Consider the following 11,172-nt stretch of genomic DNA (forward strand, 5'->3'; position numbering starts at 1 on the left):
CGGCCAGGCACCGGGGCGCCGGCCGGCGGGGGCGGGGGTGGGGGTGGGTGCGGGTGCGGCCGGAGTGGGCTCCACGGGGGTAGGTGCGGGCGCCGGGGCAGGCGCAGGCGCCGGGGGCGGAGGCGTGAAGACGGGGGCCGGAGCCGGTGCCGGAGCGGCCGCGAAACCGCCCGCAGAAGCGCTCCGCTCAAGCTTGTCGAGGCGGGCCTGCAGCGACCGCTCGTCACCGTACGCGGCCGGCAGCAGCACCCGCGCGCAGATCAGCTCCAACTGCAGCCGCGGCGAGGTCGCCCCCCGCATCTCCGTGAGCCCTGTATTGACCAGATCTGCCGCCCTGCTCAGCTCGGCCGCACCGAATACCGACGCCTGGGTCTGCATCCGCTCCACGACATCCGCCGGAGCGTCGATCAGCCCCTTCTCCAACGCATCCGGCACCGCCGCGAGAATCACCAGATCCCGCAGCCGCTCCAACAGGTCCGCGACAAACCGCCGAGGATCATTCCCGCCCTCGATGACCCGGTCGACCACCTCGAACGCCGCCGCGCCGTCCCCCGCCGCGAAAGCGTCCATCACGTCGTCCAGCAGCGCCGCATCCGTATAACCCAGCAACGACGTGGCCATCGCATACGTGACGCCGTCCTCGCCCGCCCCCGCCAGCAGCTGGTCCATCACCGACATCGAGTCACGCACCGAACCCGCCCCGGCCCGTACCACCAGCGGATAGACCCCGGCCTCGACCGGAATCGCCTCCCGTTCACACACCTCCGCCAGGTAGTCCCGCAACGTGCCCGGCGGCACCAGCCGGAACGGATAGTGGTGCGTCCGCGACCGGATCGTCCCGATGACCTTCTCGGGCTCCGTCGTCGCGAAGATGAACTTCACATGCTCCGGCGGCTCCTCGACCACCTTCAGCAGGGCATTGAACCCCGCCGACGTGACCATGTGCGCCTCGTCAATGATGTAGATCTTGTACCGACTCCCCGCCGGCCCGAAGAACGCCTTCTCCCGCAGATCACGCGCATCATCCACACCACCATGCGACGCCGCATCGATCTCGATCACATCGATCGACCCCGGCCCGTTCCGCGCCAGATCCCTGCACGACTGGCACTCCCCACACGGCGTCGGCGTCGGCCCCTGCTCGCAGTTCAGACACCGCGCCAGGATCCGCGCACTCGTCGTCTTCCCACACCCACGCGGACCACTGAACAAATACGCGTGATTCACCCGATTGTTCCGCAGCGCCTGCTGCAACGGGTCAGTGACGTGCTCCTGCCCGATGACCTCAGCGAAGGACTCGGGACGGTAGCGGCGGTACAGAGCGAGGGACACGCATACGACGATATCGGCCCCCACTGACAGCCGTGGCCACGCGACGTCGCTCCCGCACCGGCTAGGCGGGCTTCGCAGGCCTTACGGGCTTGGCCACGGGGGTGGCGGCTTTCGCGGCTCGTTTCATTTCCTGTTTGTGGGCGCGGACCTTGTCCAGGGAGTCGGGGCCGGTGATGTCGGCGACGGAGCGGTAGGAGCCGTCCTCGCCGTAGGGGCCGGCGGCTTCGCGCCAGCCGGGTGGGCGGACGCCGAGGCGTTTGCCGAGGGGGGCGAGGAAGATGCGGGCTTTTTGTTCGCCGAAGCCGGGGAGGGCTTTGAGGCGGTCGAGGAGTTCCTGGCCGGAGGAGGCATCGCGCCAGATGGCCTCGGCGTCGCCGTCGTAGTGCTCGACCAGGTATTGGGCGAGCTGCTGGACGCGCTTGGCCATGGATCCGGGGTAGCGGTGGACGGCGGGCTTGGCCGCCAGGAGGGCGGCGAAGTCTTCGGGGTCGTACGAGGCGATCTCGTGGGCGTCGAGGTCGTCGCGGCCCATGCGCTGGGCGATGGCGTGCGGGCCGGAGAAGGCCCATTCCATGGGGACCTGCTGGTCAAGGAGTATGCCGGTGAGAAGGGCCAGCGGGCTGCGCCCGAGCAGCTCGTCGGCCTCCGGCTGCTGGGAGAGCCGAAGTTTGGTGTCCATAACCGGAATGCTTCCGTCCACCGGGTCGCGGGGCAACTTGCGGGCCGCTCCCGGTGGCGGCGGACCCGGATCCGTGACGTCAGCCACACCATGCGTGCCGCCCGCCTCACCGGGGCAGGGCTCCAGCCCAAGACGTGGGCTGCGCGTCTCAGCATGTGGTAATGAGCGGACGCCGTGAGCCCGCTCGTTAGACTGAACCGTCTGCAGCCCGCTTGTGGGGTCTGGGGACGGACCCCCGGAAGACACTTTTGAGGAGCGCACGTGGGCCTTGTCGTGCAGAAGTACGGCGGCTCCTCCGTCGCCGATGCCGAAGGCATCAAGCGCGTCGCCAAGCGGATCGTCGATGCCAAGAAGACCGGCCACCAGGTGGTCGTCGTGGTGTCGGCGATGGGTGACACGACGGATGAGCTGATCGACCTCGCCGAGCAGGTATCCCCGATTCCTGCCGGGCGCGAGTTCGACATGCTGCTGACCGCCGGAGAGCGGATCGCCATGGCGCTGCTGGCGATGGCGATCAAAAACCTGGGCCACGAGGCCCAGTCGTTCACGGGTAGCCAGGCGGGTGTCATCACCGACTCGGTCCACAACAAAGCGCGTATCATCGATGTCACGCCGGGCCGTATCCGCACCGCGCTCGACCAGGGCAACATCGCGATCGTGGCCGGCTTCCAGGGCGTGAGCCAGGACAGCAAGGACATCACGACGCTCGGCCGGGGTGGCTCGGACACCACGGCCGTCGCGCTCGCGGCGGCGCTGAAGGCCGAGGTGTGCGAGATCTACACCGACGTGGACGGCGTGTTCACCGCCGACCCCCGCGTGGTGAAGAAGGCCCGGAAGATCGAGTGGATCTCCTCCGAGGACATGCTGGAGCTGGCCAGCTCCGGCTCGAAGGTGCTGCTGCACCGCTGCGTGGAGTACGCACGCCGTTACAACATCCCGATCCATGTCCGGTCGTCGTTCTCCGGCCTCAAGGGCACCTGGGTCAGCAACGAGCCGCGAGAGGACCAGAACGTGGAGCACGCGATCATCTCCGGAGTCGCCCACGACACGTCCGAGGCCAAGGTCACGGTCGTCGGGGTGCCGGACAAGCCGGGTGAGGCGGCCGTGATCTTCCGCGCGATCGCCGACGCGGAGGTCAACATCGACATGGTCGTGCAGAACGTCTCGGCCGCCGCCACCGGCCTGACCGACATCTCCTTCACCCTCCCCAAGAACGAGGGCCCGAAGGCGATCGAGGCCCTGAAGAAGGCCCGTACGCTCATCGGCTTCGAGTCGCTCCGCTACGACGACCAGATCGCCAAGATCTCGCTCGTCGGCGCCGGCATGAAGACCAACCCGGGCGTCACCGCGCAGTTCTTCGAGGCGCTGTCGAACGCGGGCGTGAACATCGAGCTGATCTCGACCTCCGAGATCCGGATCTCGGTCGTCACGCGCGCCGATGACGTCAAGGAGGCCGTGCAGGCGGTGCACACCGCCTTCGGCCTGGACAGCGACAGCGACGAGGCCGTGGTCTACGGCGGCACCGGCCGCTGAGCTGAGGTCAGGTGAGCTGAGGTCAGGTGATCTGAGGTCAGCTGATCCGCTTCCCCCGGATGTGACGAAAGTCGCTGGTCTGGACCACTTGATCACCTAGCTGTAAGCATCAGACAATTTCGCTCCCTGCGTGCTGCAACCGGCAGCCCGCAGGGAGCGTCTTTGTGTCAGCGCACTATCGCCGGCTCGAACAGCGCCAGGCATAAGGGGCATTGGGGAAAGAGTTGGTACGCATGGGGATATTTGCTACACCGCCAAAAACGGTGCCTAGCGCGTACAACCCTGACGGGGGGAAGCGTGTCCAACAGGCGTGGCAGAGGCACTTGGGGCACTTGGTATCGACCGGACGTTCGGGCGAACCGGCATCGCGGCACCCGCGCGACCGCGCACGCGGCGGCCGGGCGGCAGCGGCCTCCCCCAGCCTTCGGCCGGGGGTACCCCCATCTCGCGTCGCTCGCCCGGCGGCATGCCGGTGATCGCGCCCTGGCCTGTCGTCAAGGCGCCCTCAGACCGCGGGGATGCTGACGCAACGATGTCAGTCGGAACCACCGTCGACCACCTCACCGAGACCTACCGGGCGCACTACCGCTCGCTGCTCGGGCTCGCCGCACTGCTGCTCGACGACACCGCCTCCTGCGAGGACGTCGTCCAGGAGGCGTTCATCCGCGTCCACTCGGCGCGCAACCGGGTCCGCGACCCGGAGAAGACACTCGCCTACCTGCGGCAGACCGTGGTCAACCTCTCCCGCTCCGCGCTGCGCCGCCGCATCCTCGGGCTTCGGCTGCTCTCCAAGCCGATGCCCGACATGGCGAGCGCCGAGGAGGGCGCGTACGAGATCCTCGAACGCGACCAGTTGAAGGCCGCCATGCGCAAACTGCAGCGCCGGCAGCGCGAAGTGCTCGTCCTGCGTTACTTCGCGGACATGACCGAAGCCCAGGTCGCCGAGACCCTCGGCATATCCGTAGGCTCGGTCAAGGCGTACGGCTCGCGCGGTCTCGCGGCGCTTCGCGTCGCAATGGAGGCGGCATGATCATCCCCGACTCCCCTCACGGTATGGATCCGAAGAACCGAGAACACATCTCTGACGACGACAACGCGCTGAAGATCGGTTACGAGGACGATCTGAGCCCGGAAGAACTGGCCCTGCGCCGGCTCCTCCACGACGCCGTACAGGACATCGAGCCCCGCCCCGAGACGCTGAACCACCTGCGTCGTGCGGTCCCTGCCCGCCGGGCGCACCGACGGCAGCTCCTGGTCGGCGCGGCCGCCGCCTGCCTGCTCGCGATCGCCGCCGTGCCGGCCGCCCTGCACGCCGCCAACAGCGCGGACTCGGACAACCCGAGCCCGGCCAACGCCTCCAGCTCCCGCGACAGCGGCGGCACCAACGGCAAGACCGGCGGCGACGCGGCGTCCGTCAAGCCGGACGCCTCCGCCTCCGGCGGCAAGAAGGTCAGCGGCGCGGGCAGCGCCGCGTCCTCGGGCAAGCCCGGCAAGGCCGCCACCAGCTCCACCGACCCCTCGCAGACCCTGGCCGCCAACGCCCCGAGCTGTAAGGCGGCCGACCTCGGCAACTCGCTCGGGACCACCGGCACCGCCGACTCCAGTGGCCAGGTCAGCGGCTACTTCCAGGTCGCCAACATCTCTTCCGGCCCCTGCACGGTCGACGGCGGCGGCAGCGTGACCTTCACCGCCCAGGGCAGCGCGCAGTCCTCCGGGATCTCCGTCGTCGACCACACCTCGGGCGACGGCACCTCGCTGCCCGACTCGTCGGGTGAGACGCTGATCCTCAAGGCCGGGGAGTCCTTCCAGGTGCGGTTCACCTGGGTGCCGGCCAGCGGCGGCGGCACGACCGGCTGCCAGACGGCCAGCCCCCCGACGCCCACGCCCAGCGCCTCCGACAGCAGCTCCAGCTCCAGCACCAGCACCAGCGGTACGACGACGGGCGACGGCGGCACCATCACCAGCTCCCTCGACTCGCCCTCCGACGACACCCCGGCCAGCATCCTGCTCACCTACACCCCGGAGGCGGGCGGCCCGGCTCCCGTCACCACCATCAGCAACGCGTGCGCCGGCACCGTCTACAAGACCGGCGCCATCGCGTCGACGACGTAGGCGTACGGACGTAGAGCGGGCTGCGGAGCCAGGGGTGGGAGGAGAGGTCGGGGGGCGGGTCCGGGGGACGGACCCGCCCCCCGTACCGTTGAGGGGTGTACCGGTTCCTGCTGACCCCGCGCTGGCTCGCCGGCCATCTCTTCGTGGTGCTGGCCGTCATCTTCTGCGTCTTCATGGGCAGCTGGCAGCTCAGCCGCTTCGAGTCCCGCGTCGAGAGCCAACGTACGGCCGAGAAGGACACCAAGAACGCCGCAGCGGCCGAGCCCGTCTCCCTGGCCAAGCTGCTCCCTGACACCGAGTCCCAGGTCACGACCGTCACTTCGGGCCGCGCGGTCAGCGCCACCGGCCGCTACGACACCGCCCGCCAGCTGCTCGTCCCCGAGCGAACCCTGGACGGCCGCACCGGCTTCTACGTCCTGACCCCACTGCGGGTGAACGGCGGTGCCGCCCTGCCCGTCGTACGCGGCTGGCTCCCCGGCAAGGCCTCGGCGTCGGCCGTGCCCGCCGCCCCCACGGGCGAGGTCACCGTCACCGGCGCGCTCCAGTCCCCCGAGACCACCTCCACAGACGGCGTGATCTCCAGCGGCGGCCTCCCCGAGGGCCAGCTCGGCATGATCAGCGCCGCGTCGCTGGTCAACCTCGTCCCGTACGACGTCTACAGCGCCTGGATCACCCAGACCGACGCCACCGCCCCTCTGAAGGCCGTCCCGCCGACCGCCGCCCCGAACACCGGACTCGACCTCAAGGCCTTCCAGAACCTCGGCTACACGGGCGAGTGGTTCGTCTTCGCGGGCTTCGTCGTCTTCATGTGGTTCCGGCTCTTCCGCCGGGAGGCGGAGGCCCAGCGGGACGCCGCGCTGGGCCTGCCGCCGGAGTCGGAATCAGTCACCCTCACCCAGGCCGAGGTGCCGGCGCGCGAAGTCGAGCTCAAGCCGTAGCTGCTTGATGCGCTCCTCGACGACGAGCGAGCCGTGCCCCGCGTCGTAGCGGTAGACCTCGTGCACCTTCCCCAGGCCGTCCAGTCGCTCGACGTAGTTGTCGATCTGCTGGATCGGGCAGCGCGGGTCGTTCATGCCGGCGCTGATGTAGACCGGCGCCTTGACCTGCCCGATGTACGTGATGGGCGACGACGCCTCGTACCGGTCGGGCACGTCCTCGGGGGAGCCGCCGAAGAGGGTGCGGTCCATGGCCTTCAGGGCTTCCATCTCGTCGTGGTAGGCCGTGACGTAGTCGGCGACCGGCACGGCGGCGAGCCCGACCGCCCAGGCGTCCGGCTCGGTGCCGAGGCCGAGGAGGGTGAGGAAGCCGCCCCAGGAGCCGCCGGACAGCACGAGCTTCGCCGGGTCGGCGAGCCCGGAGTCCACGGCCCACGCACGCACCGCCGCGATGTCCTCCAGCTCGATCAGGCCGACCCGGTGCTTGAGGGCGTCGGTCCACTCGCGGCCGTAGCCGGTCGAGCCGCGGTAGTTGACCCGTACGACCGCGAAGCCGTGGTCCAGCCAGGCGGCCGGGCCGGCCGCGAAGCCGTCCGAGTCGTGCCACGTCGGGCCGCCGTGGATCTCGAAGACGGTCGGGAACGGGCCGTCCCCGGTCGCGGGCCGTTGTACGAGGGCGTGCACCTGCCCGCCGGGACCCTCGACCCAGACGTCCTCGACAGGGAGGGAGCCGGGAGCGTTGAAGCCCGGCGCCTCCAGCACCGTCGCGCCGGTCGTCGACCGCACCTCGGAGGGCCGCTCGGCGGAGGACCAGAGGAACTCGACGGTCCCGTCGGGGCGGGCCGTGGCGCCGGACACGGACCCGGCGGGGGTGTCCAGCTTCGTCAGGGTGCCGCTCTCCAGCTCATAGCGGAAGATCTCACTCCGCGCCTGGTACGAGTGCACCACCAGCAGCGCCGACCCGTCCGGATACCACTCCGCCGTCACATCGCCCGGCAGCTCGATGGCCAGGGCCGTCTCCTCGCCGGTCGCCACGTCCCACACCATCGGCTCCCACCGCCCGCGCCGCTGGTGCGCCACCAGCAGCCGGGTGTCGCCGGCGACCGGCGCGAAGCCCAGGCACTCCAGGCCCAGCTCCTCCTGCCCGCCCCGGCTGTCGTCCAGCTCGGCGACCATGGAGCCTCCCCCACAGCCTTCGGCGTGGGAGGTACCCCCAAGCCTCACCACGCGCAGCGCGGAGTGCATCGCGTCGCCGTGCTCGGTGTGCTCGATCACGATCAGCGTCCCGTCCTCCGACAGGTCGCCCACCCCGCCCGACTCCGCGTGCCGGTAGATCTCCACCGGGTCGGCCCCGGGCCGTACGACATGGATCGTCGTCCCGTCCTCGTCCGTCGACCGCCCCACCACAGCCGTCCCGTCCTTGGCCAGCGCCAGCCCCGCCGGGTACGAGGGCTCCAGCCCCGGCGTCGCCGCCTCGTCCGGCCCCCCGCCGAAGGGCTGCCGCACCCACACCCCGAACTCGTCGCCGTCCGTGTCCCGGAACCACCACACCCACTCGCCGTCCGGCGACAGCGTCCCGTCCGACGTCCCGTTCGGCCGGTCCGTCACCTGCCGCTGTGCGCCGGTGGCCCGGTCCCAGGCGTACAGCTCGTACGTCCCCGTCGCGTTCGACACGAACAGGCTGCGGTCGGGCGCGTCCTCCGCCCACTCCGGCAGTCCGACGCGGGGCGCGCGGAAGCGCTTCTCCCAGTCCGGCATCTCAGATGTCGTTGATGTGGTTTCGCTGCTCATGCCGTCCATCAAACCCGATCGCGCAAGCTCCCGGCCCCTTCGCCGGTGCCGGCCCTGATCACAGCGACCCCGGCATCCAGATCCACGCGCGTACGCGGCGGCGCCCCGTCGCCCTCGTCGTCACGGAGCGTGAGTGTCGTCTTCCGCTGCTCCAGCTCGTTCTGCTTGCCGGGCGAGAAGCTCGCGTCCCGCCCGCCCGGCCGCACCACCCTGCGCATCTCTGCCAGGGCCGCTGCGGGCGGCCGCCCCACATGATTGATCACGAAATTGCCCACCACCGCATCGAACTCCCCCTCCCCGAACGGCAGTTCCGGCAGCTCCCCCACTCGCACCTCCGCCCCCGGCACGGCCTTCGCCGCCACCTCCACCATCCCCGCATCCGCGTCCACCGCCACCACCCGCGCCCCCCGCTCCCAAGCCGCCCCCGCCACGGCCCCGGTCCCCGTCCCCACACCCAGCACCCGGTTCCCGGTCCCCACCCCCGCCGCATCCAGCAACCCCGGCACCGCATACGCACACAACTTCGCGAAGCTCGCCGCGTACGCGTCCGCCCGCCCGGCCCAGATCCGGCGCTCGCTCTCGTCAAATACCGTCGTCGTCATACCAGGACCCCAGAAGTCGCTCCGCCCCCTCTTTCCGGAGGCCGGCGGCCCCGTCGGTCAGCAAGCCCACTTGTACTTCCCGCCACCCACCCACCGCACCATGGCCGGGTCATCCAGGTCGACATGCTGGAGACCCGCAGCGTGCGCGAGCCTCAGGACATCGACCATGTCATGGGCGATCCCAACGGTCTCCCCCTTGATCTGTACGACCCGAAACGGCCGCGCGCCCCGCTCGACCGGACCCACCACGATCGCAGACGACACAAAGGCCGGTGTTTCGCTCTCGGTCATGGCTCCACGCTGCGCCCGCCACGCCGCACACGCAAACGCAGAGAGGACGGGCTCAGGTTGAAGCGGTAGGTCCAGCGGGGCACCAAAGCGCCAAAGCCTCGCGTGACGTGACAGCCGTTGAGCCACTCCCGTACGGCCGCTGGCGCGGCGGCAGCGCTGCGAAGGTCCACGAGGTGGTTGCCGGGGTTGGCTGTGGCGAGCTGGGCTTCTACAGCGGTGGGACCGGCGGGGCCGATCCGGTTGGTGACGACGGCGCTGGCTCGGGGGCTGGTCCATGGGCCGGGCCATATCCGGCGGGCGCGGAAGGACCCACTGCCGAACAGCAGGCCGAGTGCATAGTAGGCGTCGCCGTACCGCGTGTGGAGGTGCTGCCCCAGCGTCGGTACGGCTCCTCCGTGGTGGCTCTTGGTGATGTGGCCGTTGTGTGCCCAAACGGCGATTCTGGTGGACGGATCGTCGAGGAGTTCGCCTACTGCCTCGGCCATGTACTGGTCGCGTGCGGCGAAGACGGTCTGTTCTGGGTCCGTGTGTTGCCTGGCGCGCGTCACCAGGTCGGCGGCCTGCACCAGAGTCCGGGCATGCCGGATCGCGTCGGCTGCTTCGGGGCTTTGTCTGCGGAGGAGATTCAGCAGCTGCTCGGCGTCGTGCACCAGGCGTCGCAGGGGATCGGGGCGCGATCCCGGATATGCCGTGGCAAGTACGCGAAGCGTGGAGAGAAGTCCGGCCACGCGATCCGGTGCCGTTTTGCGTAGGAAGGAGTCGAGGATCGTAAGGGAGTCGCCGCAGTGTTGCGGGTCGATGCCTCTGAACCGCACCTTTTCGTCTTCTGGCCGGCCCCGGTTGAAGGCGCGCATCCATTGGATCATCGCGAGTAGCTCATGGGTCCACCAGGTCCAGAAGCCCAGCCCGGCAAGCACCTTCGCCGCGTCACCGACGCCCTGGCGTACGTAGGCGTCGACGGCTGGACCGGCCGATGCGCTTGCCTCCATGGCCAAGACCGAGAAGCCCATCTCCGTTACCAGGAACTCCAGCGGGCGGTGCTTGAGCTGGAAGAACTCGCGCGTTCCGTGGGTGGCCTCCCCCAGGCCCACGATCCGTACGCCGTCGAGAACATCCTTCAGCGGTTGGAGATCGACGGTGGACACCCCTGTGGTCAGGCTGCTCAAGGGTAAAGCGTTCTGGGCCAGCCAGCCCGTCACCTCATTGGACACGGTTCCCCATCCGTTGCCGACACGTCCGTTGAAGGTACCCATGCACGGCGCAGGTCCGAGTGCTGGTCGCGTTTGCTCAGAGAGCATGGCCGTCAAGTGCGAATACTCCGCTCAGTCTTGAGGTGCGGGTCCTCCGGTGCCAACCGCCAAGTGCCCATTAGGGGGCCGTGCGCTGGCCACAATTTGGGCAAGCTCCCCGCCTGCCCCGGGCGGGGAGACACCCGCTTTAGGAGAGAGGCAGGGCGGTACGCCGGGTGACCTGCGGCTTCCCAGCCTGGACCATCACTACGAATCCGCCCAATGGCTCCCGTCGTTGACCGCGGCTGACCGCGACATCTGAACGGATGGGGCACGTGGCCTCTTCGTCCCGAAGCAATGTGGGTACCTTCACGACCTGCGGTCTCACCGGGGTTGAGCTGCGCGAACAGTCCCCCAATGTCTGTGGACGTACGTCGAAGTACGCGGCCGTTGTAGCGCAGTTGGACACGCAGCCTGAGCTTCCATCGACCAGGCGCAAGCCAGCCTTGCCGTAGGTGCCCGCTGTCCAAGTGTGTTGCTGCAGTTCAGCGGCCTATACGGGTCCGTTCGCCCGCATTCATCCCGGCGCGTCTCCGCAGGTTCCCGCCTGGGGCGGAACCCCACTGCACGGGGATGCACGCTTGCGAATGAGACCAAGAGTGAGACCA

The 11,172-nt window shown here is 69.5% G+C and carries 10 protein-coding genes and 1 pseudogene; 4 read left to right on the forward strand and 7 right to left on the reverse strand.

Annotation, left to right across the window (positions count from 1 at the left end; translation table 11 throughout):
- Both EFK10_RS20255 and EFK10_RS20260 read right to left on the reverse strand, forming a co-directional pair.
- On the reverse strand, positions 1–1,332 hold a 1,332-nt coding region (locus EFK10_RS20255), incomplete at its 3' end, for a DNA polymerase III subunit gamma and tau (protein ID WP_127357082.1).
- A 61-nt stretch (positions 1,333–1,393) separates the two neighbouring features.
- A complete protein-coding gene (locus EFK10_RS20260; RefSeq protein WP_127357083.1) occupies positions 1,394–2,011 on the reverse strand; it encodes an HhH-GPD-type base excision DNA repair protein in 618 nt (205 codons plus the stop codon).
- 261 nt (positions 2,012–2,272) lie between these two features.
- Here EFK10_RS20260 and EFK10_RS20265 point away from each other — a divergent pair, with 261 nt between their 5' ends.
- The 4 genes from EFK10_RS20265 (at position 2,273) to EFK10_RS20280 (ending at position 6,594) form a co-directional block, all read left to right on the forward strand.
- Positions 2,273–3,544, forward strand: a complete 1,272-nt coding sequence (locus tag EFK10_RS20265; protein ID WP_127357084.1) for an aspartate kinase — start codon at positions 2,273–2,275, stop codon at positions 3,542–3,544.
- Positions 3,545–4,010: 466 nt separating this feature from the next.
- Entirely contained in the window at positions 4,011–4,574 is a 564-nt protein-coding gene (locus EFK10_RS20270) for a SigE family RNA polymerase sigma factor (protein WP_127357085.1), read from the forward strand.
- A 23-nt stretch (positions 4,575–4,597) separates the two neighbouring features.
- Entirely contained in the window at positions 4,598–5,656 is a 1,059-nt protein-coding gene (locus EFK10_RS20275; protein ID WP_127357086.1) for a hypothetical protein, read from the forward strand.
- A gap of 95 nt (positions 5,657–5,751) precedes the next feature.
- Positions 5,752–6,594, forward strand: a complete 843-nt coding sequence (locus EFK10_RS20280) for an SURF1 family protein (RefSeq protein WP_127357087.1) — start codon at positions 5,752–5,754, stop codon at positions 6,592–6,594.
- Here the strand turns inward: EFK10_RS20280 and EFK10_RS20285 are convergent.
- The 5 genes and pseudogenes from EFK10_RS20285 to EFK10_RS20300 form a co-directional block, all read right to left on the reverse strand.
- Positions 6,538–8,382, reverse strand: coding sequence for a S9 family peptidase (locus tag EFK10_RS20285; protein ID WP_127357088.1), 1,845 nt, complete (start codon positions 8,380–8,382; stop codon positions 6,538–6,540). The genes EFK10_RS20280 and EFK10_RS20285 overlap by 57 nt on opposite strands.
- An 8-nt stretch (positions 8,383–8,390) precedes the next feature.
- Positions 8,391–8,537 carry a DUF6191 domain-containing protein gene (locus tag EFK10_RS53330; RefSeq protein ID WP_407647107.1) on the reverse strand — a complete coding sequence of 49 codons (147 nt, stop codon included), beginning with the start codon at positions 8,535–8,537 and terminating at the stop codon, positions 8,391–8,393.
- Between the two features lie 9 nt (positions 8,538–8,546).
- Positions 8,547–8,984, reverse strand: a pseudogene (locus EFK10_RS20290) (class I SAM-dependent methyltransferase); the annotation flags it as partial.
- Positions 8,985–9,041: 57 nt separating this feature from the next.
- Positions 9,042–9,275, reverse strand: coding sequence for a hypothetical protein (locus tag EFK10_RS20295; RefSeq protein ID WP_127357090.1), 234 nt, complete (start codon positions 9,273–9,275; stop codon positions 9,042–9,044).
- Positions 9,272–10,441 carry an erythromycin esterase family protein gene (locus EFK10_RS20300; RefSeq protein WP_240677347.1) on the reverse strand — a complete coding sequence of 390 codons (1,170 nt, stop codon included), beginning with the start codon at positions 10,439–10,441 and terminating at the stop codon, positions 9,272–9,274. Before EFK10_RS20300 ends, EFK10_RS20295 begins: the two co-directional genes overlap by 4 nt.
- Positions 10,442–11,172 lie beyond the last annotated feature (731 nt).

Source organism: Streptomyces soli (assembly GCF_003999195.1).
In the GTDB taxonomy this organism is placed as follows: Bacteria; Actinomycetota; Actinomycetes; order Streptomycetales; family Streptomycetaceae; genus Actinacidiphila; species Actinacidiphila soli.

Excerpts from the sequence above, each read along its gene's own strand:
- EFK10_RS20260 (WP_127357083.1), bottom strand. The coding sequence starts at position 2,011 with ATGGACACCAAACTTCGGCTCTCCCAGCAGCCGGAGGCCGACGAGCTG.
- EFK10_RS20270 (WP_127357085.1), top strand. The coding sequence starts at position 4,011 with ATGCCGGTGATCGCGCCCTGGCCTGTCGTCAAGGCGCCCTCAGACCGC.
- EFK10_RS20275 (WP_127357086.1), top strand. The coding sequence starts at position 4,598 with ATGGATCCGAAGAACCGAGAACACATCTCTGACGACGACAACGCGCTG.
- EFK10_RS20285 (WP_127357088.1), bottom strand. The coding sequence starts at position 8,382 with ATGAGCAGCGAAACCACATCAACGACATCTGAGATGCCGGACTGGGAG.
- EFK10_RS20295 (WP_127357090.1), bottom strand. The coding sequence starts at position 9,275 with ATGACCGAGAGCGAAACACCGGCCTTTGTGTCGTCTGCGATCGTGGTG.